Here is a 22,235-nt window from a genome sequence, read left to right as displayed (position 1 = left end):
GGGTGAACCGGCCGGGCGGCCGGGGGTCTGTGGGTCAGCGCGGGGAGGCGCCGTACGCCTGGCCGAGCACCTTGTTGATGTTCTGCAGGCCCATGAGGCGGGCGGCGAGTGCCTTCTGCAGCTCCTCCGCGGCGTGGAGGGTCTCCTTCGCCGCGTCGACGTCCCGGCGGAACGTCATGGTCTCGAGGTCGGCTTCGGCACGCTTCTCGGTGACGGACGCCTTCCCGGATCGGAGCACCGCCTTCGCCTTCTCCTCGATGAGTGCTCTCTCGGCGTCGTAGCGGGCCTTGTACAGCCCCTTCATCACCGGCACGGCCCGCTCGAGCCGCTCGCCGAGCTCACGGATCATGAACTCGAGCTCGAGCGGCGTGACCGGCTCGTACGAGACGATCTCGCCGGTGTCCATCCGAGCGATGTCCTGCGTGCTCACGGCTGGCCGCCGTACCGGGCAGAGTCCGCCTCAGCCTGCGCGAACCAGTCGTCGTCGGAGAGCTCGGGCGAGGACACCGGCGTGGTCTCTCCCGTCGGCGGGGTGACGACGACAAGCTCAGGATCGACCTCGGGCACCGGCTCGACGGCGGCCTCGGCCGGCTCCGCAGTCGGGGCGCCGAGCATGCCGTGCCGCGTCATCGCCGCGGTGCGCAGCGCGTCGGTGAGCCCGTCGCTGACGCGAGCCTCGTCGAGGACCGCCTCCACCTGTTCATGCGTCGTCGCCGCGGCGATCTCGTCCAGCCAGGCTCTCGCAGGAGCCGACGCCTCAGTCGGAGCGGCCTCGACGACCGAGCCCTCGCTGTCTACGGTCGCGCCGAGCTCCTCGGCCGTGTAGTGCAGGCCCATGAGGACGTCCTCGCCGCCAGCCGACGCGGCGTCGGACAGCGACCGCCACCGGCAGAGGCGCGCCGTGAACAGCTCCCACGGCAGCGGCTTGCCGTCCTTCGACCGTGCCCGGGGCCGCCACACGCCCTCGGCGTCCGGCACGTACGAGTCGAGCAGGCCCGCGTCGACGGCGTCCTGCGGCGTCCACGTGTACTCGTACGGGAACTCCGGGTCGTCCTTGCGGATCAGCGTCGTCGTGACGGCGAGATCGCCACCGCGAACGGAGCCGGTCTGCCGGATGCGGAGCGAGTGCCCCGCCTGCCGGAGCAGCGCCGACATGAGCGCCGGCTTGATCGTCGGGTGACCCTCGATGACGTCGATGCCCTGCAGAGCGGCCATCGGGTGCACGCCGAGCATGAGGCCCGTCTCGACGACGAGCATGACCTTCCCGGGGGAGGGGCGCTGCTCCATCATCTTCGTCTCGGGGTTGCGGACGTTGTGCCAGAGGCCCTTCGGCAGCAGGTCGCCGGCCTGCGCGATCGTCTGCACGTAGTCGCGCTTCTCGGCGAGCGACGCCCGGACGTACGTCGTGATCTCGGTGCTCATGCGGCTCTCCGTTCGTAGGTCAGCGCGACGCGGAGCCGCGCGAGGAGGTCAGTGGCGATGGGGACGACGAGGGCGAGTGCCTCGACGACCTTCGGGTGGTCGCGGGTGACGACGAGCCGGCGGGGGATGCCGTGCAGGCCCTCGCGGAGGTCCCACTCGCCGTGCTCGTTCTTGACGAGCTCGACCCACAGGAACTCGATCTCGTCGGCCTCGGGGAGGACGCGGAACTGCCACGCGAGCTGCCGCCACTCCTCCCGCTCCGGGCCGTCCGTGATCCGGCCGAGGCGGGCCTTGCACTCGGCGAGGGTGAGCCGGCCGTCCGGGTTCACGCGGAGCCCGTCCGGGGTCGCTGCATGGCCGGGCTCGTCGGGGGAGTGGATCAGCGCGCTGTTCTGCGGGATGCCCGCGTAGGCGAGCATCAGCGGCTCCCAGCGGTGCCCCTCCTCCGTGTAGGCGTTGCCCGTGAACGTCTTCTCGGCGAGCTTCGACGCGAGGTACTTGTCGACGCTCGTCGGCTTCGCGAGCTTCTTCGCGTCGTACGCGCCGATCACCTGCCGGCGAGCACCGAGCCAGAGGTCGCGGTCGGAGCCATCGACGATGACCCTGTTGCGCCAGGACGGGGCGCTCATGCGAGAGCCAGCCGTTCCGCGATCTCGGCCGCGAGCACGAGGTACTGCGTCCGGACCGCCTCGCTCGCCGCACGGCGGGCCTGCCGCAGCTCGACCGGGGTGCCGATGCTCGTCGCGGAGATCTCCGGAGCACGGAAGACCTCGGGGCCCTCCTCGTCGAACAGGGCGATGAGGTTCGCAGTGCGCTGCTCCTCCGCCAGCAGGGCGGTCGCGTGCACCTGCGCCTCAGCGAGGGCGACGGTCTTGCGGTCGACCGCGGTCTGCTCGGCGGCGTCCGCAAGGGCGTCCTCCATCGCCTGACGGTGGAACTCCGCCCCGATCATGCGACGACCGTCCCGTCCTCGATCGTGAAGCCGACCGACCGCGACTCGTCGACCCGGGAGATCCACACCTGGTACGACTTCTCCGCGGCGAGCTGCTCGACGATCGCGAGCGACTCGGAGTCGAGGGACTCGCCGCCGTCGATGCGCATCACGCGGATCGTCGGGTCGCCGGCCATCGCGAGGGCGGTCGAGACCCGCACCTGCTCGGCGGTGGACGCCTGCGAGAACGGGATGCCGTTGAGCGTCACGCCGTCGGCGTCGAACCCGAGGCCGGGGACGGGCAGCTTCGCGGCGGCGATGCCGTCGGCCTTCTGCCGGTCGATCTCCTCGAGACGGAGCGTGTGCTGCGCCTGCTCCCGCTTCCGGTCGGACAGCTCCTCGGCGACGGCGGCTCGGTCGCGCTGCTGCCGCACCCGCTCGTTCACCTTGTCGAGCTCGGCTAGCTGATCGAGGAACGGCTGCGGGTCGTCCCGCTCGCCGAGCGCCCGGGCCGCCGTGACCGTCTCCGTCGCGCGGGTGGTCGCAGCCGTGAGGGCGTTCTGCGCGGCGACGAGCGCGTCCGCTGCGCGCTCCTGCTCGGCACGCGCCTGCCGTGCGGTCTCGATCGCCGTGTCGATCGCACGGTTCTGCCGCGACACGGCCTCAACCTTCGCGAGCAGGTCCGCGGCGGACACCTCCTCGGCGGGGACCGTCGGGTCCGGCGACGGGAAGCTGCCGAGCTGCCCCTCGAGGCGGGTGACGGCGCGCCCGACCTCGGTGCGGCGGTCGTAGACGCCCTTCCGCTCGGCGTCCAGCTTCACGGGGTCAAACCCGAGCGAGTCGCCGAGGGCGTCGATGAGCGTCGCGAGCTGCTTCTTCGCGTCCATGCGGGTGAACGCGAGCGGGTCGAGCGTGATCGAGCCAAGCATCCCGTCGAGGAGCTTCTGCGGCGACGAGAAGCGCGCGTGGTCGGACGACTCGACGGTGAGGGTGCCGGCGTCGTCCTTCGTCCACCGGCGGGTGGCGACGTAGGCGACGGTGCCCTGCTCGTCGCCGATCTCGAGCCGGGCGACCGCGGTGTCCTGGCCGTCGCGGATCGGCTGCACCGTCTCGCGGGCAGCGGCGCCGCCCTTGAGCACGGCGTAGATCGCGTCGAGGACGGACGTCTTGCCCTGCGCGTTCCGGCCGCCGATGAGGACGACGTCGCCCTCGGGCTTGATCTCGACGGCGGTGAGGCGCTTGTAGTTCTCGACGACGAGGTTGAGCACCCGCAGCGGGGCGGGGTTCGTGGTGGTCATGGTTCTCCTTGAGGGGATGGCTGATGACGCGCTCCGGAGGCGGAGCACGTTGCAGAGGAAGGGGACCGAGAGCGGGGAACTGCTCAGATCAGTCGCAGGGATCCGTCTCGTCAACCTCGGCGACCCGAGCGATCGCCTTGCCGAGGCGGTCGTCGTCGAGGTCCGCGGGCGACCAGCAGGCGTCGCAGCCGCAGAGGATGCCGTGCGGGAAGGTCACTCGTCGGCCGACTCGGCGTTGATGACGGCGTGGAGGCGAAGGACAGCGGCGACGAACAGGACGACGACGGCCCAGGCGAGCGCGGCCCAGACGACCGAGTACCGGTCGACGGCGGACGCGAACAGCGCGGCGACGAACGAGAGGGCGACGAGCGCCAGCACGATCCTCACGACGCCACCGCCTCTCCGAGAAGCATCGGCAGCAGGTCGGCGCTGTCCCGCCGCTCCGCGGACGCGGCGACGGCGGCGGCTTCCTGCTCCGTCGGGATGAACTCGGTGACGTACGGCTCGCCGGGGAAGTACTTGCCGTACATGTCGCCCGGGACCCGGCCGCTCATGCTGCGACCGCCGCCTGCGCCGGGCTGGTGATGGGGGCGAGGATCTCGCCTAGGGGAACCTCCAACGCCTGGGCAATGCTCACGAGCTCATCGATCGTGAACGCAGACTGTGCGTTGAGGCGTCGCGACATGGTCGCGATCGGGATGCCGGTCTTCTCGGTCAGCCAGGTCCGGGTCTGACGGGTGCGGCCCAAGTGGGCGAGCACCTCGTCTGCCACCGTCCGGGATGCCGGTGTCGTGGTTGCCATATGGAAAGCCTGCCACTCTGCTTTTCATATGGCAACCCAGAAGGTGCGGGTTGCGGACAACTTTCCAAAACTGATAGGTTCCTATTCATGCCAGCAAGTGCGCGCCCCGAGCCGTCCGACCTCACGAAGGAGGTTGCCGCGATCCTCAAGGGCCTCATGGTCCGCCGAGGAGTCGAGCAGCAGAAGCTCGCCGCCGCCGTCGGCGTCTCGCCCGCGCAGATGTCCCGCATGCTCGCCGGCGGGAAGCACTGGGACATCGATCAGCTGTTCCGCGCGACCGCGTTCCTTGGTGCCGACTTTCAGGCCGTCGTCCTCGACGCGGAACAGACCGTCGCCGCCCGCACGAATGTCACCCCCCTCACCCAGGATGACGACACCGCCGACGAGGACATCGACGTCGACCTCGACACCGAGCACCTCAGCCGCAGCGACGTCGCCCTCGCCGCACAGCGCGGCCGACGCAAGACCGACCAGCCGCACGCGGAGTAACCAGCCGCGAACCAGGGGGACCGATTGAAGGAACTGCTCCACCGCGCCGCCGCCCTGGGCGTGCGCGTCGTCCTGACCCACCTCCCGGACGACCTCCTCGGCGGCTACAGCCCCGTGGAGGACCGGATCTACCTTGACCTCGGACTCACCCCCAGCGAGCGGCGGTCGACCCTCGCGCACGAGCTCGGCCACGTCTACTACGGCCACACCTGCGACCTCGGCCCGCACAGCCCTCTCGAGCGCCAGGCAGACACGTACGCAGCGACCCTCCTCGTGCACCCCGAGGAGTACGCCGAGCTCGAGCAGATCAGCCCGGACGTCCACTACATCGCCGAGGAGCTCAACGTGACGCCGAAGATCGTCCACGACTTCCGGCGCTATGTCCTGCAGCGGCTCGGGGAGCGCACCTACGCCGGTCGCCGCCGGGTCCTCGTCTGATGGCCCGCCCACCGCTCGTCCTCGGCACGTGGGGCAACATCAGCGCGACCGGCAAGGGCACCGACTGGACCGCGTCGGCGCGGTTCCGGGACTTCGACGGCGTGACCCGGCAGGTGCGCCGGACCGGCGCGAGCCGGCAGAAGGCGAAGGACGCGCTCGTCGAGCACCTGCGCGATCGCGTCCGCCTGCACGGGGCCGACCTGAACGGCGAGGCTCGCGTCTCGATCCTCGCCGACCGCTGGTACGACACGCTCCTCGGCAAGCGAGCGAACGGCACCCTCGACGTCTACCGCCGAACGATCAAGAACCACGTCCGGCCGGCCCTCGGCGAGCTCCGCGTGCGCGAGGTCACCGTCCCCGTCGTCGACCGGCACCTCGTCGCCGTCGAGGAGAACGTCGGCAAGGCGACCGCCGCGCTCTGCCGAGTCGTGCTCATGGGCATGTTCTCGCTCGCCGTCCGGCACGGCGCCGCAGCGATGAACCCCGTGCGCGAGACCGAGAACGTCACGAGCACCCCGGGGCAGATCCACACCATCAGCCGCGAGGAGGTGCTCCTGCTCCGCGCCCGCCTGCAGGAGTGGGACGCGAGCAAGGATCGCGGGGGCCGCCAGCGCCTTACCGACCTGGCCGACGTGTTCGACATGCTCATCGCGACCGGCGTGCGCACCGGCGAGGTGCTCGCCCTCCGCTGGCAGGACGTCGACCTCCGCTCCGAGGTGAAGACCGTGACGATCACCGGCACCGCCGTGCACGTCCGTGGCGAGGGCCTGCAGCGGCAGCCGAAGCCGAAGACCGCCGCTGGGTTCCGGACGCTCGCGCTCCCGCCGTTCGCCGTTCGGATGCTCGTCCGCCGAGCCGCCACCGCGACGACCGAGTGGGTGTTCCCCTCCGCTGTCGGCACGCTGCGCTCCCCGAACAACATGCGCACCCAGTGGCGCACCTTCCGCGAGGCGCTCGAGTACCCCGACTGGCTCGTTCCGTACACGTGCCGGAAGACCGTCGCGACGATGATCCGCAACGGCCAAGACCTCGACGCCGCGGCGCAGCAGCTCGGCCACGGCGACACCCGCTGGACCCGTGACCACTACACGGGCCACATCCACGTCGGGCCGGACGTGCGTGACCTGCTCGACCAGTTCGGCGACGATTAGCGGTCGGTATTCGTGCCCCAGACGACGAAAAGGCCCCGGTCTGCCGAAGCAAACCGGGGCCTGATCTGGGATTTTCGAGCCGACAGTCGGACTTGAACCGACAACCCCCGTATTACAAGTACGGTGCGCTACCAATTGCGCCATGCCGGCTGACGGGCCCACTCTACCGGGGCACGTCCGGGGTCACTCCGCAGCCGAGAAGTTCAGCGAGATCGAGTTCATGCAGTAGCGGTCACCGGTCGGGGTGCCGAAGCCGTCCGCGAAGACGTGACCCAGGTGGCCGCCGCAGTTCGCGCAGCGCACCTCGGTGCGGACCATGCCGAGGGACTTGTCCTCGATGAGCTGCACGGCCTCCGGGCGGACCGACTCGTAGAACGACGGCCAGCCGCAGCCGGAGTCGAACTTCGTGCCGCTCTGGAACAGCTCCGCGCCGCACGCCGCACACGTGTAGACGCCGGCGCGCTCCTCGTCGAGCAGCTCGCCCGTCCACGGACGCTCGGTCCCGGCCTGCCGGAGGACGGCGTACTGGTCCGGGGAGAGCTCCTCGCGCCACTGGGCATCGGACTTGTCGACGTTGTACGCCATGTGTTCCTCCTCGTTCCGGTCGCCGTCGTGGGTCCTGGCGACCACCTCAGTAAACTCGCGACGGTGTCCGAGCATTCCGTACGCCGCGCCCACTGGAGCCGCCTGACGACGGACGAACTGTACGGGATCGTGCGGCTCCGGAACCGGGTCTTCGCGCTCGAGCAGCGGGTCACCGCCGAGGACCTCGACGGGCGTGACCGCGCTGCGGACACCGAGCACTGGTGGTTCGGAGCGGACACCGGTGCGGAGGGGCACGAGGTGGTCGGCTACCTCCGCCTGGTCCGGCCCGCGGCCGACGAGCAGCACCCGGCCGGGTCGGCTCCGCCCGCGTGGGTGATCGGCCGCGTCGCCACGCACCCCGACCACCGCGGTCGGGGCATCGCGGGCAGCCTGGTGGCCGCGGTCCTCGCCGAGCACGGGCACGAACCGTTCGTGCTGCACGCCCAGGAGTACGTGGCCGGTCTCTACGAGCGGCACGGTTTCCGTCGGTTCGGGACGCCCTACGACGAGGCCGGCATCCGCCACGTCGGGATGCACCGCCCGTGAACGGGACCAGCAGCAGCACCGGCACGAGCAGCAGCACGGGCACCCGCGAGCGGTTCGCCGCGTACGCCGACCGGATCGCTGGCACCTCGCCGTCCTACGCCGCCTGGGCGCGGTCGGTGGACGACGCGCTCGTCGCGCTGCTCGACGCGGTCCCGCCGCAGCAGCGGCAGCCGGAGCTCGTCTTCGCGGTCGCGCGGCGGCTCGGCGCCGACCCGTCGGACCCCGGTGCGCTGCGCGCGATCGGACGGGAGGCACGCCACGCGTTCGTCGCGGCCCTCACCACCGCCACGGTGCAGGCCAACGACCCGCGGCGGCTCGGTCCCGTCGTCCCGGTCCTCCAGGCGCTCGCCGCCGCGTCCGCGCGACCGCTCGGGCTCGTCGACGCGGGGGCCGCGGCGGGCCTGTGCTCGATCCCGGACCGCGTCACGCTCGACCACCGCGTCCTGGACGGTGCGGGGGAGCCGGGCGCACCGGTCCGGGTGCACACCGCCGTCGCCGACCCCGCGGTGCACCTCACCGTGACGGTCTCCGGTGCCGTGCCCGCCCCGCGGTCGACCCCGATCCGCATCGGCGCACGGGTCGCACTCGACCCGAACCCGATCGACCTCGCGGAGCCGCACGCGTTCGACCGGCTCGTCGAGGCCGTCCCGCCCGAGGCGACGGACCGGACCGCCCTGATGCGCGAGGCGGCCCGCGCGGCGCTCGCCGTGCCTCCCGTCCGGGTCCGGGGCACGCTGCCCGGTGACCTGGACCGCGCACTGGACGCCCTGCCGGACGGCTGTGAACCGGTGGTGCTGACCACCGGGACCCTCGTGTACGTCCCGGGCGCGGGTCGGCAGCGGGTGGTCGACCGCCTCCGGGAGCGCGGCGTGCACTGGGTGACGCTCGAACGCACCGGGATCCTCGACGGGGTGGCGGCGACGCTGCCGCACGACGTCGACCCGGAGGACCCCGACGCCTTCGCGACCCTCTCGCTCGACGGCGTCGCGCTGGGTGTCTCCGACCCGTTCGGCGTCCGCGTGCGGTGGTTCCGCCCACCCGGTGCCTGAACGCAGCCTCCGCGACAGTCCAGGGTGGTGCCAGGGTCGGCGCGCCGGTCACCCCTACGATGTGCGAGACCCGTTGCCCGACCGTGATCGGAAGTGCCGTGACCGCCCTCCCCGCCGACGAGCTCAGCGAGCTCGACAAGCACGTGCTCGCGTTCGAGCACGACCGGGCACGGCACGACCGCACGAAGGAAGCGGAGATCCGGGTCGAGTTCGACATGTCGCCGGCGCGCTACTACCAGGTGCTCAACCGCGTGATCGACCACCCCGCAGCCCTCGCGTACGACCCGCAGCTGGTCGGACGCCTGCAGCGGCTCCGGCACGCGCGCACCCGTGCGCGGGCCACGCGGTCCTTCGTCGCCGCCGCCACGACGCCCGATCCCCGTGAAGAGGAACGATGAGCCAGAGATTCCCGCGAGACCGCTTCGACGAGGTCCACGACGGACCCCGTGTCGGCGCCCACCGCGGCGCCCAGCGACGTGGACGCGGGTGGATCGCCTTCGCGTGGGCGGCGCTCGCGACCGGCGTGCTCGTGCTCCTCGGGGTGCTGGCGCTCGCGCTCGTGAACGGCAGCTACTCCTTCGGCGGCTCGACCTCGTCGCCGGCCCCGGCCGCGTCGTCCTCCGCCCCCGCGAGCTCGGAGGCGTCGCCGTCCGAGTCGCCCTCGGAGTCCGCCTCCCAGGAGCCCGAGGCCGCGGAGCCCGCCGCACAGGGGACGACCAAGGTCGTCGTCCTGAACGGCACGTCGACCGGCGGTCTCGCGGCCCGCGGTGCCACGGCGCTGCGGGGCGCCGGGTGGAAGGTCGCCTCGACGGGTGACGCCGGCACGACCGGCACGGCGTCGACGATCGTCTACTACCAGGAGGAGTCGCAGGCCGCGGTGGCACGCGGCATCGCGAAGACGCTCGGGGTGACCGCGGTGCAGCAGTCCGACGCGTTCCCGAACGCCGGGGTGTCCGTCGTCCTGGGTGCCGACTACCGCGGCTGAGCGGCCCCGACGGCCCGGTTCGTGACCGCCGTGTTTCCGGCGCGTTGCGTTCTGGGTGAATCGAGGCGGAAGAGCGTCACACCTCTTGCCCTGGTGCGTGGCTTCCGCAAGAGTCATCGCCAGACGACGGCTCGTCGTCCGCAACAACGACGACCCGTCGTTCGCACCGGCACCACCAGGGAGCAAGAGATCATGGCCAACGGAACCGTGAAGTGGTTCAACGCCGAGAAGGGCTTCGGCTTCATCACCGTCGATGGAGGGGGCCAGGACGTGTTCGTGCACTACTCGGCGATCGACATGTCGGGCTACAAGGTCCTCGAGGAGGGGCAGGCGGTCACGTTCGACGTCGGCACCGGCTCGAAGGGGCCGCAGGCCGAGTCGGTCCGCCCCGCCTGAGCCGGCACCACCACGGAACGCGTCGTCCCTTCGGGGGCGGCGCGTTCCGTCGTGGCGGGGTGGTGGTCCGCGTGCTCGCGCCGCGGTCGTCCGCGTGCTCGCGACGCAACGTGTCCTGGGAAGTCGGCCCGCGCCTCCCGACTGTGTTGCACTCGACCAACGCGAGTGCCAGAATCGGCGTTGGCACTCGCTCACGCTGAGTGCCAGCACGACCCCCATGCACGACGTCCGGGAGGGACGAGAAACTCACATGGCAAAGATCATTGCTTTCGACGAGGAGGCCCGTCGCGGCCTCGAGCGCGGCCTCAACATCCTGGCCGACGCCGTGAAGGTGACGCTCGGCCCGCGCGGCCGCAACGTCGTCCTCGAGAAGAAGTGGGGCGCCCCCACGATCACGAACGACGGTGTCTCCATCGCCAAGGAGATCGAGCTCGACGACCCGTACGAGAAGATTGGCGCGGAGCTCGTCAAGGAGGTCGCCAAGAAGACCGACGACGTCGCCGGTGACGGAACCACCACCGCGACCGTGCTCGCCCAGGCGCTCGTCCGCGAGGGCCTCCGCAACGTCGCCGCCGGTGCCGACCCCGTGTCGCTCAAGCGCGGCATCGAGAAGGCCGTCGCCGCCGTCTCCGACCAGCTCCTCGCCAACGCGAAGGACATCGAGACCAAGGACCAGATCGCCGCGACCGCGTCGATCTCGGCCGCCGACCCCACCATCGGTGCGCTCATCGCCGAGGCGATCGACAAGGTCGGCAAGGAGGGTGTCGTCACCGTCGAGGAGTCGAACACCTTCGGCACCGAGCTCGAGCTGACCGAGGGCATGCGCTTCGACAAGGGCTACCTGTCGCAGTACTTCGTCACGGACCCCGAGCGCCAGGAAGCCGTCTTCGAGGACCCGTACATCCTCATCGTCAACTCGAAGATCTCCAACATCAAGGACCTGCTCCCGGTCGTCGACAAGGTGATCCAGGCGGGCAAGCAGCTCCTCATCATCGCCGAGGACGTCGACGGCGAAGCGCTGGCGACCCTCGTCGTGAACAAGATCCGTGGCATCTTCAAGTCCGTCGCCGTCAAGGCCCCGGGCTTCGGTGACCGCCGCAAGGCCATGCTGCAGGACATCGCGATCCTGACCGGTGGCCAGGTCATCTCCGAGGAGGTCGGTCTCAAGCTCGAGAACGCGACCCTCGACCTGCTGGGCAAGGCCCGCAAGGTGATCATCACCAAGGACGAGACGACCATCATCGAGGGCGCCGGCGACGACGAGCAGATCGCGGGCCGCGTCCGTCAGATCCGCTCCGAGATCGAGGCGACCGACTCCGACTACGACCGCGAGAAGCTCCAGGAGCGTCTCGCCAAGCTCGCCGGCGGCGTCGCCGTCATCAAGGCGGGTGCGGCGACCGAGGTCGAGCTCAAGGAGCGCAAGCACCGCATCGAGGACGCCGTCCGCAACGCGAAGGCCGCCGTCGAGGAGGGCATCGTCGCCGGTGGTGGCGTCGCCCTCATCCAGGCGTCCGTCGTGCTCGACACCCTCGAGCTCCAGGGCGACGAGGCGACCGGCGCGAACATCGTCCGCGTCGCGATCGACGCACCGCTCAAGCAGATCGCGCTGAACGCCGGTCTCGAGCCGGGCGTCGTCGCCGCCAAGGTCCGCGAGCTCGAGTCGGGCCACGGCCTGAACGCTGCGACCGGCGAGTACGTCGACCTCGTCGCCGCGGGCATCATCGACCCGGCCAAGGTCACGCGCTCGGCGCTGCAGAACGCTGCGTCGATCGCCGGTCTGTTCCTCACGACCGAGGCCGTCGTCGCCGACAAGCCCGAGAAGGCATCGGCCATGCCGGCCGGCGACCCCTCGGGTGGCATGGACTTCTAGTCCGTCCGACAGAAGGGCCCCGCACGCTGCGCGTGCGGGGCCCTTCTGTGTGCGGGGGTCGGGGGCGCGGGGCGGGGCGCGAGCGAGCCGTCTTCGTCACGTTCGACGCTCCGGTGCGACGAGTCGCGCCCGGACCGCGCCGCACGTGCGGCATGTCCCGCTCGCCCAGTGCTCCGGGTTCTTCCCCCACAGGAGGCCCGCGGTGCGCCCTCCTCCACAGTCCCGGCTCGGGATGGTCGGCGTTGTCGGCGCTCCACGGACGATCATCGGCATGCCGAACCCCACCCCGCTCCCCGTTCCCTTCCGCCAGAGTGCGTTCACCGTCGGTGCGGCCCTGCGGGCCGGCATCGGCGCGGAGCGCCTCCGCCGGAAGGACCTCGTCTCGCCGGTCCACGGCGTCCGGGCTCCAGCGGGAGCAGACGTCGGACGTGTCGAAGCGCTCTCGGTCGTGCTGCGCGAGGGACAGCGGTTCAGCCACGTCACGGCCGCACGCATCTGGGGTGCGCCGTTGCCGCACCGGATGGCGTCGGACGAGACGGTACACGTGTCGTCGGACGCCGATGTCGCGATGCGACGGCAGGGGGTGGTCGGACACCGTTCGCCGTCGCGGGCCGTCCGAGCGACCGCGTACGGACCGACCAGCAGCCCGGCTCAGGCCTGGTTCGAGTGTGCGGGCATGCTCTCCGTGGAGGATCTCGTCGTGCTCGGCGACCACATGGTGAGCCGGGAGCGAGGCCTCGCCACCCTCGATGACCTCGCAGCGGCGATCCGCCCCGGGGCGCGTGGCGTGCGGAACGCCCGCGCCGCGCTGGAGCGGATCCGGGTCGGCTCGGAATCGGCCATGGAGAGCCGCCTCCGCCTGGCGGTCGTCGATGCCGGGTTCCCGGAGCCCGAGCTGAACGCCGACGCGCACGACGCCCAGGGACGCTTCCTCGGGCGGGTCGACATGGCGTGGCCCGAGTACCGGATCGCGCTCGAGTACGACGGCGACCACCACCGCGAGCGCGAGACGTTCCGGCACGATCAGCGGCGGCGGAACGGGTTCACGGTGAACGGCTGGCTCGTGATCCACGCGACTGCGGTCGATCTTGCTCGCCCGGCGGTCCTGTTCGAGCGGCTGCGGCTGGCGTTCGCCGAACGAGCGGACAGGACACGCCGTGCATGATGCGCCGGCAGCGCACGAGCTGTCGGCCGGGTGCGACGAGCGTGACGGATCCGGCCCGGCGGACGACGGCGCGGTTGGGGCGGGTGCGGGGGCGGGGTGCGCGTCAGGCCGCGGCGGGCGCGGGGGTGGGCGTGTAGTCGCGGGGGATGAGCGGGAGCCAGACGCGGAAGGTCGCGCCGCCGCCCTCGGTGTCGAAGACCTCGACCGAGCCGTTGTGCGCCTGCACGATGCCGGACACGATCGCGAGCCCCAGCCCGGAGCCGCCGGTGTCCCGTGCCCGCGAGGTGTCCGCACGCCAGAACCGCTGGAAGATCTTCTCGCGCAGCTGCGGGGGGATGCCCTCGCCGTGGTCGATCACGTCGATGTGCGCCATGCCACGGTCGTCGTCCACGCCGATGCCGATCTCGATCGGGTCGTCGTGCGCGGTGAACCGCATCGCGTTGCCCATCAGGTTCGTGATGACCTGCCGCACCTTGTTCTCCTCGGCGAGGACGATCGGCGGGCGGGCCGGGAGCACGACGGTCGGAAGCGGGGACGTGTCGTCGGACGGCACGCCACCCTCGACCCCCATCGCGCGGGTCCGGCGGGCACGCAGTCGCGCGAGGGTCTGCCGCGAGAACGCGATCGGCCCTGTCGTGTTCGCCGAGGACGGGGAGGTCGGCGGGACCTCGCCCGTGTCGGACTGCGGCGCCGGCGGGCGGACGGCCTGCGGCACGCTGACCCCCGTGACGGCGTCCTCGACCAGCACCTGGATCTCGCGGTCGGGGTTCGACGCCATCGTGTCGAGCGCGGAGTCGCGGGCGATCGCGACGAGGTCGACCGGCCCGAGTTCGAGCGGCTTCGACTCGTCGATCCGGGCGAGCTGGAGGAGGTCCTGCACGAGGAGCCCCATGCGCTGGGCCTCCTTCTCGATGCGCTCCATCGCTTGGGCGACGTCCTCCTCCTTGCGCAGTGCACCCATCCGGTAGAGCTCGGCGTACCCGCGGAGCGAGACGAGCGGCGTGCGGAGCTCGTGCGAGGCGTCGCCGACGAACCGTCGCATCTGCGCGATCGTCCGCTCGCGGTCCTCGAAGGCGCTGTCGATGCGTTCGAGCATCGCGTTGAGCGAGCGGTTCAGGCGGCCGACCTCGGTGTTCGGGGTGTCGGCCTCGAGGCGCTGGTTGAAGTCGCCGGCGGCGAACCGAGCTGCGGTGTCCTCGACGTCGCGCAACGGGTCGAAGGTCGCCGTGACGAGGAGCCGGGTCAGCATGGCGCCGAGCAGGATCACCGAGATGCCGAACCCGAGGAAGATCACGGTGAACCGGGCGATGGTCTGGTCGGTGTCGGCGCTGGACACGGCGACGAGCACGTAGCCCGTCTCGGCGGTGCCGCTCGACTGGTTCTGCAGCGACGCCGGGATGACCTGGGCACGCCACTCGTGGTCGTGCTGGCTGTCGTAGAGCGAGAACCGCTGCGACGACCGGGCCGCCGCCGAGAAGTCGAGCGACCGGATGTCCGGCCGGCTCGAGGCGCGGGTCTGGCAGATCTGCTCACCCGACGAGTCGTACGCCGCGACGTAGGCGCTCTGCGACAGCACCACGGAGAGCTTGCAGTACTGCTCGCCGTCGCTGATGTTCTGGCCCTCGAGCTGCTCGGTCGTCTGCTTGACGTTGTCGTCGAGCTGCGACATGAGGTAGGTCGACAGCACCGTCATGGTGCCGAGGCCGGCGACGAGCAGCCCGAGCGCGACGAGGAGCACCGTGATCCCGGTGATCTTGGTGCGGAGGGAGATCCCGTCCCACCAACGGCTCATTCGCGTGTGCATGCTGCCCCAACGGTAGACGGCGCTCGCCCGGTGAAACCGGACGAGCGCCGTGAGGACGACGGCGGCCTACGAAGCCTTCGTCGCCTTGAGCATGTAGCCGAACCCACGCTTGGTCTGGATGATCGGCTCGCTCGAGTACTGGTCGAGCTTGCGGCGCAGGTACGAGATGTAGGACTCGACGATGCCGGCGTCGCCGTTGAAGTCGTACTCCCACACGTGGTCGAGGATCTGCGCCTTCGACAGCACCCGGTTCGGGTTGAGCATGAGGTAGCGCAGGAGCTTGAACTCGGTGGGCGACAGCTCGATCTGCGCGTCGCCGATCGTGACCTCGTGCGTGTCCTGGTCCATCGTGAGCTCGCCGGCGCGGATGATCGCGTCTTCCTCGTCGTTCATGGTGCGACGCAGGATGGCCTTGATGCGCGCGACGATCTCGTCGAGCGAGAACGGCTTCGTGACGTAGTCGTCGCCGCCGACGGTGAGACCGGTGATCTTGTCCTCGGTGTCGTCCTTCGCCGTGAGGAAGAGGATCGGCGAGGTGTAGCCGGACGAACGGAGACGCTTGGTGACGCCGAACCCGTTCATGTCGGGCAGCATGACGTCGAGGATGATCAGGTCGGGCTCTTCCTCGAGCACCGCCGAGATCGCCTGGGCACCGTTGCCGACCGCGCGGACGGCGAACCCGGCGAAACGCAACGAGGTCGTGAGGAGGTCGCGGATGTTCGGTTCGTCGTCGACGATCAGGATCTTGGGGCCATCGGTCATGCACCCATCCTCTGACCGTTCCCTAGAGGTTTCCTGAGAGCGGCACGTGCGGCGGCTAGGCGGCAGCCGCGACCTGATCGGCGTCGAGGATCGTGTACGCGTAGCCCTGCTCGGCGAGGAACCGCTGCCGGTTCTGCGCGAAGTCCTGGTCGACCGTGTCCCGCGTCACGAGCGTGTAGAACGACGCGGGCAGGCCGTCCTTGTTCGGGCGGAGGAGTCGGCCGAGACGCTGGGCTTCTTCCTGCCGGGACCCGAACGAACCGGACACCTGGATGGCCACCGTCGCGTCGGGCAGGTCGACCGAGAAGTTCGCGACCTTCGACACGACGAGCACGTCGATCGAGCCTTCGCGGAACGCCTGGAACAACCGCTCCCGCTCGTCGACGGGCGTGGACCCGGTGATCTCGGCGGCGTCGAGCGAGGCCGCGAGGTCGTCGAGCTGGTCGATGTACTGCCCGATCACGAGGATCTGCTCGCCGCGGTGCTTCTCGATGAGCTCCCGCACCACCGGGGTCTTCGCGGGGGTCGTCGCCGCGAGCCGGTACCGCTCGTCGTCGCCCGAGGCCGCGTACTCGAGCCGGTCGCTGTGGGGCAGGTCGATGCGGACCTCGTAGCAGGCGGCGGGGGAGATGTAGCCCTGCGCCTCGATCTCCTTCCACGGGGCGTCGTACCGCTTCGGCCCGATGAGCGAGAAGACGTCGCTCTCGCGTCCGTCCTCGCGCACCAGGGTCGCGGTGAGCCCCAGGCGGCGGCGCGCCTGCAGGTCCGCGGTGAGCTTGAACACGGGGGCGGGGAGCAGGTGGACCTCGTCGTACACGATGAGGCCCCAGTCGAGCGCGTCGAGGAGCGACAGGTGCGTGTACTCACCCTTCCGGCGGGCGGTGAGGATCTGGTACGTCGCGATCGTGACCGGACGGATCTGCTTGACGGTGCCGGAGTACTCGCCGATGTCGTCGGCGGTCAGGGTCGTCCGGCGGAGCAGCTCGTCACGCCACTGCCGGGCCGAGACCGTGTTCGTCACGAGGATGAGCGTGGTGGCCTTGACGGTCGCCATCGCGCCGGCACCGACGAGGGTCTTGCCGGCGCCACAGGGCAGCACGACGACGCCGGACCCCTGAGCGAAGAAGGTGTCGACCGCCTGCTCCTGGTAGGGCCGGAGGCGCCAGGACGCGGTGTCGAGGTCGATCGGGTGCGGCTGCCCGGGTGTGTAGCCGGCGAGGTCCTCGGCCGGCCAGCCCAGCTTGACGAGCTCCTGCTTGACCTGTCCCCGCGCCCATGGCTGCAGGGCGATCGCGTTGGGGGAGCGCTGGTCGCCGAGCAGGGGCTTGATGCGCTTCGACCGGGTGACCTCGGCGAGCACGGACGGGTCCTCGGCGGTGAGCAGCAGGACGGGCTGGCGCTCGAGTTCCTCGGACGGGGAGTTCGCGATGACCGGGGCGTCGGGGCGTTCCTCGCGCCGGATCACCAGGCGGCCGTAGCGCGAGACGGTGTCGCGGATGTCGACCGTGACGCTCTGCGGCACCGGGAACTTCGCGAACCGCTCGAGCGTGCCGATCATCGACTCGGCGTCGTGCCCGGCGGCCCGTGCGTTCCAGAGCCCGAGGCGGGTGATGCGGTACGTGTGCACGTGCTCGGGTGCGCGTTCGAGCTCGGCGAAGGCCGCGAGTTCGTGCCGTGCGTCCTCGGCGTCGGGGTGTGCGACCTCGAGGAGCACGGTGCGGTCGCTCTGCACGATCAGCGGTCCGTTCATGACGGATCAGCCTAGGCGTCGCGGCTGCGAACGGGTGCGGTGCGCAGCGCTCCGGTGGAGGAGCGGCCCCGACCGTTCGCCTGCGGAGGAACGCCGCCGACCGACCACCCCGCTCAGGCTTCGCTCTCCACGGACACCACGAGCGACAGCGGCAGCGTCCGCTCGACGTCCACGCCGGTGTCCCGTCCGCGCACCCGCCCCGCCGCGACCGACGTCGGCACGATCGAGAACGGGTGTTCCGACCCGTCCGGCATCCGCACCGTCACGCGGACCGGGGTGCGTCCACGCACCGCCAGGTCGATCTGCCGCCCGAGCCACTCCTGCTCCGGCTCCGCCTCGCCGCGGCGGGTGGTCAGACGGAGCCGTTCCACGAGGGCGTGCGCCGCCTGCTCCGGCGTGCGGCCGGCGGCGCGGCGACGGACGGGAGGCGCGACCCGCGTCGCGGGGCGGGCGGCGGCCGTCAGCACGGCCGGGTACCGCTGTTCCTCGAGCGCTGCCTGGACCACGTGCGCCGGGTGGTGCGTGACGAGGGTCGTCAGGTCCGGGCGCTCCCACGTGAGCTGACGGAGTTCGGCGTCGACCCCGATCAGGTCGAGCTGGTCCGGGGTGCCGTGCACGACGGCCCCCGTCCCGGAGGCATCGACGTCGACGACGATGCCGCCGTCGCGTCCGGCGACCTGGTCGACCAGGTAGGCGAGCGGCTGCGGCACCCCGGTGGCGGACAGCCGGTCGAGCGAGGCGAGCAGCGCCTCCTTCGTGTGTCCGGCGCGGAGGGCCCGGCGGACCGAGTCCTCGGAGACCCGGTACCGGGCGGCGAGCCCGGGCGCCTCGAGGTCGGCGACCACGCGCAGTGCGGCGTCGTCGGCCGGTGTCAGCGGACCGGGCGCGATCACGGTGAGGTCGTGCTGGAGGTACACGGTGTCGACGGTCGGCGGGAGGTCGGTGGCGGCGGCCCCGGCGTCACCGGCGACGACGGCGCGCCCGGTCGAGGTGACGGTGCCGTCGACCGCGAGCCCGAGCGCCGACGCCGTCCCCGCCACCTGGAGCAGCGTCGCGTCGAGCCAGCGGGATCCGGCCGGGTAGCGCCAGCGGCCGACGGACACGAGGTCGCGCAGGTCGTCCCCGGCGGTCTCGAGGACGTCGTGCACGGCCGGGTCGAGCGAGGACCACCAGCGTCCGACCAGACCGGTCCAGCGCTCGGGCCAGTCCGTCGTGAGCCAGGTCCGCCCGTCGTCCGTGGTGGTCCAGACGCCCTCGCCGGGGTCGGCGTACCCGACCCGGGCGAGCAGGGCCAGCCGGTCGGACACGACCTCGGCCTCGGCGCCGACGCGCTCGCCGAGGGTCCGCGCGAGCGGGGTGCCGATGCCGCCCTTCACGAGTTCGCGGACGCCTCCCTGGTCGACCGCGCGGACGAGCTCGGCGAGCACGGTCATCGTCGCGAACGCCTGCTCCGCACCGGCCGCTCGGTCCCGCTCGTCGTCCGGCGCAGCGCCCTGCCGCGGGTCCCCGGTCTGCTCGGACGGGCCGTCGGCGTCCGGCGCGTCGCGCAGGGCGCCGAGGTCGGGGTGGGCCGCCAGTCGGGCACCGACCGCGTCGTCGACGCCACCGTCGGGGTCGGCCAGGCCGAGCGCCACCGCCGGGGCGAGCGCGTCCGCGGCACCGGCGCCGTGCACGAGGGCGAGGAGCGTCGCCCTCGGCAGGTGCTCGAGCGCCGCGTCGACCGCGTCGTCGCTGCGGAGCGCCTCGGCGAGGTCGAAGAAGTCGGTCGCGTGCTGCGGACCGGAGTCGGCCAGCACGGCGGCGGGCAGTCGACGGGCGACCACGAGCCGTTCGAGCTCGTCGTCGGGCATCGCGCGCAGTCGTGCGGCGAGGTCTGCGGTGGTCGTCATCGGCCCCGGCTCCGGTCGGCGCCGGTGCTCAGCGTCCCGACCGGTTCTCGCGGGCGCGCTTCGACCAGGTCAGGCCGAGCAGGACGAACACGAGCACCATGCCGATCGGCAGGCCGATGAGCGGGACCGCCATGACGACCGGCCACGGCATCGAGCCCTGCGCGCTCGGGTCGGTCAACCACATGACGATCATCGCTGCGATGCAGAGGAGCGCGGCGATGAAGATCCCCCCGACCATGAACCCGAGCACGCGTTCGGTACGATTGAACGTCACCGGGGGCTGCACGTCATCGCGCGGGTTCCCGGTCGATCGGGTCGGCTTGGCCATCGACCCAGGATATCCGACGCACCACGGCCGTTCCACGACCTCGAGGAGTCCACGCATGCCCACCGGCAAGGTCAAGTTCTACGACGACCAGAAGGGGTTCGGGTTCATCACCGGCGACGACGGTGAGCCCGTGTTCCTGCACGCGTCCTCGCTGCCGGACGGCACCACCTCGGTCAAGGCCGGCACGCGCCTGGAGTACGGCGTCGTGCAGGGCAAGAAGGGGTCACAGGCGCTGTCCGTCCGCATGCTCGAGGAGCAGCCCTCCCTCGCGAAGATGTCCCGTCGGTCCGCCGACGACATGGCCGTCATCGTCGAGGACCTCGTGAAGGAGCTCGACCGCATCAGCGGCGACCTCCGCCACGGGCGCTACCCGAAGAACGGCGAGCGCATCGCCGCGATCCTGCGCCACGTCGCAGACCAGCTGGACGCCTGATGGTCGACGTCACGGAGCTCGCGCGCACGGCGCTGCTCGAGGTCACGTCCGAGGACACCGTCGGACAGCCGGTCGGCACGGTCGACGAGGGCGACGGGGTCGTCTCGGTCCTGTTCTCGAACCGGATGCCCGGCTACCCCGGCTGGCGCTGGACCGTCTCTGTCGCGCACGTCGAGGGCGACGAGCCCACGGTGCTCGAGGTCGAGCTGATGCCGGGTGACGGCTCGCTCGTCGCGCCCGAGTGGGTGCCGTGGTCCGAGCGCATGGCGGAGTACCGCGCGTCCCAGGGCGAGTCCGAGGACGACGAGGACGCCGACGAGGACGACGACGCGGACTCGGACGAGGACGCCGACTACGAGGACCCGGACGACGACGAGGCCGACGACGACGAGTTCGGCGACGACGAGGACGACCTCGACGAGTCCGACGACGACGAGCTCGACGGCGTCGACGTCGACCGGGCCGCCGAGGTCGTCGCGCTCGGCCACGTGACCGACGCGGACACGACGGACGACGCGGACGACGACGACACGGAGGCCGCGCCGCGTTCCCGCGGCGCCCGGCGCCGCGCACGGCGCGTCCGTCCGACCGAGCCGGACGACGACCTGGAGCTCGACCGGCTCGACGCCGGCGAGACCGAGCCGGGCCGCCACCGCGGTTGACCCCGACCGGGGCGGGTCGACGACCCGCCCCGGCCGACGGTCCGGACCACGGGACCGCGGGACCGCGACCACGAACACGACCGGACGCGCACCGCGGCCGACGCGCGCCGTGACCTGACGCGCACCGCGACCGGTCGCGCACCGCGACCTGACGCGCACCGCGACCTGCAGCGCACCACGAACCACGAGCTGGTGCGCACCACGAGACGGACGGGAGGCGCGGTGCCAGCTGGCACCGCGCCTCCCGTCCGTCTCGTGGTCCCGGACCGACCGGACCGCCGCGCGGTCCCGGCCACGTGGCGGGTCGCGCCTCAGCCGCGCAGCGCGTGCACGACGAAGTCGATCGCCTGGACGAGCTTCGCGACGTCGTCGGGGTCGATCGCCGTGAAGGTCGCGACCCGGAGCTGGTTGCGGCCGAGCTTCCGGTACGGCTCCGTGTCGACGATCCCGTTGGCACGCAGGGTCGCGGCGACGGCCTTCGCGTCGATCGAGTCGTCGAGGTCGATCGTCGCGACGACCTGCGACCGGTGCGACGGCTCGGTGACGAACGGCGTCGCGTAGTCGACCGAGTCCGCCCAGTCGTAGATCGTCGAGGACGAGGTCCGCGTCCGGGTGTCCGCCCACGCGAGGCCGCCGGACTGGTTGATCCAGGACACCTGGTCGTCGAGCATCAGCAGGGTCGCGAGCGCCGGGGTGTTCAGCGTCTGGTCGAGCCGCGAGTTGTCGACGGCGTTCTTCAGCGACAGGAACTCGGGCACGTACCGGTCCGAGGCAGCGATCCGCTCGACGCGTTCGAGCGCCGCCGGCGAGAACAGGGCGAGCCACAGGCCGCCGTCGGAGGCGAAGTTCTTCTGCGGCGCGAAGTAGTAGACGTCGGTCGCGCTGACGTCGAAGGCCGCTCCGCCCGCGGCGCTCGTGGCGTCGACGACGGTCAGGGCGCCGTCGTCGCCGGCCGCGCGGACCACGGGGGCCATGACGCCCGTCGAGGTCTCGTTGTGCGGGTAGGCGTAGACGTCGACGCCCTCGATCGGTTCGAGTGCGGACAGCGAGCCGCCGGGCGCCTCGACGACGTGCGGGGCCTCGAGCCACGGGGCCGAGGTGGACTTGGCGAACTTCGCCCCGAACTCGCCGAAGGACAGGTGCTGGGCACGGCGCTCGACGAGGCCGAACGCCGCTGCGTCCCAGAACGCGGTCGAGCCGCCGTTGCCGAGGACGACCTCGTAGCCGTCCGGCAGCTGGAACAAGTCTGCCAGGCCCCGGCGGACGTCGCCGACGAGGGACTTGACGGGCTGCTGGCGGTGGGACGTCCCGAGGATCGTCGCCCCGCGCGTCACGAGGGACTCGAGCTGTGCGCCACGGATCTTGGACGGCCCGCAGCCGAAGCGGCCGTCGGTGGGGAGGAGTTCGGCGGGGATGACGATGTCGGCCATGGAGCAACCCTAGCGAGCGGTATCCCACCCCAGCCGTCCGGTCGGAGCAG

The 22,235-nt window shown here is 71.5% G+C and carries 27 protein-coding genes and 1 tRNA gene; 12 read left to right on the top strand and 16 right to left on the bottom strand.

Annotated features, from left to right (window positions below):
* Window positions 1-34: 34 nt before the first annotated feature.
* From QOL15_RS14560 to QOL15_RS14525, 8 genes are all read right to left on the bottom strand, one after another.
* The gene (locus tag QOL15_RS14560) at window positions 35-430 is read right to left on the bottom strand and encodes a hypothetical protein (RefSeq protein ID WP_071245282.1); all 396 of its coding nucleotides are present in this window, start codon (window positions 428-430) and stop codon (window positions 35-37) included.
* Window positions 427-1,422, bottom strand: a complete 996-nt coding sequence (locus QOL15_RS14555; RefSeq protein ID WP_071245280.1) for a hypothetical protein — start codon at window positions 1,420-1,422, stop codon at window positions 427-429. Before QOL15_RS14555 ends, QOL15_RS14560 begins: the two co-directional genes overlap by 4 nt.
* Complete coding sequence (locus QOL15_RS14550) at window positions 1,419-2,051, bottom strand: hypothetical protein (protein WP_071245278.1); 633 nt, start codon at window positions 2,049-2,051, stop codon at window positions 1,419-1,421. The genes QOL15_RS14555 and QOL15_RS14550 overlap by 4 nt, the downstream gene beginning before the upstream one ends.
* Complete coding sequence (locus tag QOL15_RS14545) at window positions 2,048-2,374, bottom strand: hypothetical protein (RefSeq protein ID WP_071245277.1); 327 nt, start codon at window positions 2,372-2,374, stop codon at window positions 2,048-2,050. Before QOL15_RS14545 ends, QOL15_RS14550 begins: the two co-directional genes overlap by 4 nt.
* Window positions 2,371-3,651, bottom strand: coding sequence for an AAA family ATPase (locus tag QOL15_RS14540; protein WP_071245275.1), 1,281 nt, complete (start codon window positions 3,649-3,651; stop codon window positions 2,371-2,373). The genes QOL15_RS14545 and QOL15_RS14540 overlap by 4 nt, the downstream gene beginning before the upstream one ends.
* A gap of 213 nt (window positions 3,652-3,864) precedes the next feature.
* A complete protein-coding gene (locus QOL15_RS14535) occupies window positions 3,865-4,038 on the bottom strand; it encodes a hypothetical protein (RefSeq protein WP_175473785.1) in 174 nt (57 codons plus the stop codon).
* Window positions 4,035-4,205, bottom strand: a complete 171-nt coding sequence (locus QOL15_RS14530; RefSeq protein WP_175473784.1) for a hypothetical protein — start codon at window positions 4,203-4,205, stop codon at window positions 4,035-4,037. Before QOL15_RS14530 ends, QOL15_RS14535 begins: the two co-directional genes overlap by 4 nt.
* Window positions 4,202-4,453 (bottom strand): helix-turn-helix transcriptional regulator, encoded by a 252-nt coding sequence (locus QOL15_RS14525; protein ID WP_083393796.1) that lies wholly within the window; start codon window positions 4,451-4,453, stop codon window positions 4,202-4,204. Before QOL15_RS14525 ends, QOL15_RS14530 begins: the two co-directional genes overlap by 4 nt.
* An 87-nt stretch (window positions 4,454-4,540) precedes the next feature.
* Between QOL15_RS14525 and QOL15_RS14520 the strand changes: the two genes are divergently transcribed.
* Genes QOL15_RS14520 through QOL15_RS14510 form a run of 3 tightly spaced genes read left to right on the top strand, consistent with a single transcriptional unit; the run spans window position 4,541 to window position 6,531 of the window.
* Window positions 4,541-4,942: a helix-turn-helix domain-containing protein gene (locus QOL15_RS14520; RefSeq protein WP_139197233.1), complete on the top strand. Its 402-nt coding sequence runs from the start codon at window positions 4,541-4,543 to the stop codon at window positions 4,940-4,942.
* Between the two features lie 24 nt (window positions 4,943-4,966).
* Complete coding sequence (locus QOL15_RS14515; protein ID WP_071245271.1) at window positions 4,967-5,380, top strand: ImmA/IrrE family metallo-endopeptidase; 414 nt, start codon at window positions 4,967-4,969, stop codon at window positions 5,378-5,380.
* Window positions 5,380-6,531, top strand: coding sequence for a site-specific integrase (locus QOL15_RS14510; protein WP_071245269.1), 1,152 nt, complete (start codon window positions 5,380-5,382; stop codon window positions 6,529-6,531). The genes QOL15_RS14515 and QOL15_RS14510 overlap by 1 nt, the downstream gene beginning before the upstream one ends.
* A gap of 77 nt (window positions 6,532-6,608) precedes the next feature.
* On the opposite strand, the gene QOL15_RS14505 is transcribed toward QOL15_RS14510, so the two are convergent.
* Window positions 6,609-6,681 (bottom strand) — tRNA-Thr (locus tag QOL15_RS14505).
* 33 nt (window positions 6,682-6,714) lie between these two features.
* Complete coding sequence (msrB, locus tag QOL15_RS14500; RefSeq protein ID WP_071245392.1) at window positions 6,715-7,116, bottom strand: peptide-methionine (R)-S-oxide reductase MsrB; 402 nt, start codon at window positions 7,114-7,116, stop codon at window positions 6,715-6,717.
* A gap of 63 nt (window positions 7,117-7,179) precedes the next feature.
* Between msrB and QOL15_RS14495 the strand changes: the two genes are divergently transcribed.
* From QOL15_RS14495 to QOL15_RS14465, 7 genes are all read left to right on the top strand, one after another.
* Entirely contained in the window at window positions 7,180-7,662 is a 483-nt protein-coding gene (locus tag QOL15_RS14495; protein WP_071245267.1) for a GNAT family N-acetyltransferase, read from the top strand.
* Entirely contained in the window at window positions 7,659-8,711 is a 1,053-nt protein-coding gene (locus tag QOL15_RS14490) for a DUF2332 family protein (protein WP_071245265.1), read from the top strand. The genes QOL15_RS14495 and QOL15_RS14490 overlap by 4 nt, the downstream gene beginning before the upstream one ends.
* A 98-nt stretch (window positions 8,712-8,809) precedes the next feature.
* Window positions 8,810-9,109, top strand: a complete 300-nt coding sequence (locus tag QOL15_RS14485) for a DUF3263 domain-containing protein (protein ID WP_253181649.1) — start codon at window positions 8,810-8,812, stop codon at window positions 9,107-9,109.
* Entirely contained in the window at window positions 9,106-9,696 is a 591-nt protein-coding gene (locus QOL15_RS14480) for a LytR C-terminal domain-containing protein (RefSeq protein WP_065962794.1), read from the top strand. Before QOL15_RS14485 ends, QOL15_RS14480 begins: the two co-directional genes overlap by 4 nt.
* Before the next feature lie 192 nt (window positions 9,697-9,888).
* Window positions 9,889-10,092, top strand: coding sequence for a cold-shock protein (locus QOL15_RS14475; RefSeq protein ID WP_022903461.1), 204 nt, complete (start codon window positions 9,889-9,891; stop codon window positions 10,090-10,092).
* A gap of 250 nt (window positions 10,093-10,342) precedes the next feature.
* Window positions 10,343-11,962 (top strand): chaperonin GroEL, encoded by a 1,620-nt coding sequence (gene groL / locus QOL15_RS14470; RefSeq protein ID WP_065962791.1) that lies wholly within the window; start codon window positions 10,343-10,345, stop codon window positions 11,960-11,962.
* 271 nt (window positions 11,963-12,233) lie between these two features.
* Window positions 12,234-13,127: a hypothetical protein gene (locus QOL15_RS14465; RefSeq protein WP_071245263.1), complete on the top strand. Its 894-nt coding sequence runs from the start codon at window positions 12,234-12,236 to the stop codon at window positions 13,125-13,127.
* Window positions 13,128-13,230: 103 nt separating this feature from the next.
* Here QOL15_RS14465 and QOL15_RS14460 read toward each other — a convergent pair whose 3' ends face one another.
* The 5 genes from QOL15_RS14460 to QOL15_RS14440 all read right to left on the bottom strand — a co-directional run bounded on the left by QOL15_RS14460 (window position 13,231) and on the right by QOL15_RS14440 (window position 19,660).
* Window positions 13,231-14,931: a cell wall metabolism sensor histidine kinase WalK gene (locus tag QOL15_RS14460; protein ID WP_071245260.1), complete on the bottom strand. Its 1,701-nt coding sequence runs from the start codon at window positions 14,929-14,931 to the stop codon at window positions 13,231-13,233.
* Window positions 14,932-14,997: 66 nt separating this feature from the next.
* The gene (locus tag QOL15_RS14455) at window positions 14,998-15,693 is read right to left on the bottom strand and encodes a response regulator transcription factor (protein ID WP_058740468.1); all 696 of its coding nucleotides are present in this window, start codon (window positions 15,691-15,693) and stop codon (window positions 14,998-15,000) included.
* A gap of 55 nt (window positions 15,694-15,748) precedes the next feature.
* Window positions 15,749-17,443 (bottom strand): DNA repair helicase XPB, encoded by a 1,695-nt coding sequence (locus QOL15_RS14450; protein ID WP_071245258.1) that lies wholly within the window; start codon window positions 17,441-17,443, stop codon window positions 15,749-15,751.
* Window positions 17,444-17,556: 113 nt separating this feature from the next.
* Complete coding sequence (locus QOL15_RS14445) at window positions 17,557-19,332, bottom strand: helicase-associated domain-containing protein (RefSeq protein ID WP_071245256.1); 1,776 nt, start codon at window positions 19,330-19,332, stop codon at window positions 17,557-17,559.
* Between the two features lie 28 nt (window positions 19,333-19,360).
* Complete coding sequence (locus QOL15_RS14440; RefSeq protein WP_065963632.1) at window positions 19,361-19,660, bottom strand: hypothetical protein; 300 nt, start codon at window positions 19,658-19,660, stop codon at window positions 19,361-19,363.
* Window positions 19,661-19,715: 55 nt separating this feature from the next.
* Between QOL15_RS14440 and QOL15_RS14435 the strand changes: the two genes are divergently transcribed.
* Window positions 19,716-20,093: a cold-shock protein gene (locus QOL15_RS14435; RefSeq protein ID WP_065963630.1), complete on the top strand. Its 378-nt coding sequence runs from the start codon at window positions 19,716-19,718 to the stop codon at window positions 20,091-20,093.
* Window positions 20,093-20,755 (top strand): DUF3027 domain-containing protein, encoded by a 663-nt coding sequence (locus QOL15_RS14430; protein WP_071245254.1) that lies wholly within the window; start codon window positions 20,093-20,095, stop codon window positions 20,753-20,755. The genes QOL15_RS14435 and QOL15_RS14430 overlap by 1 nt, the downstream gene beginning before the upstream one ends.
* Window positions 20,756-21,066: 311 nt before the next feature.
* Here the strand turns inward: QOL15_RS14430 and serC are convergent, their stop codons facing one another.
* Window positions 21,067-22,185 carry a phosphoserine transaminase gene (gene serC / locus QOL15_RS14425; protein ID WP_071245252.1) on the bottom strand — a complete coding sequence of 373 codons (1,119 nt, stop codon included), beginning with the start codon at window positions 22,183-22,185 and terminating at the stop codon, window positions 21,067-21,069.
* Window positions 22,186-22,235 lie beyond the last annotated feature (50 nt).

This window comes from Curtobacterium sp. MCBA15_012, assembly GCF_001864935.2.
Lineage (GTDB): Bacteria > Actinomycetota > Actinomycetes > Actinomycetales > Microbacteriaceae > Curtobacterium.
Note: the sequence above shows the minus strand (reverse complement) of the source record. Positions and strands in the feature narration are given on the sequence as shown.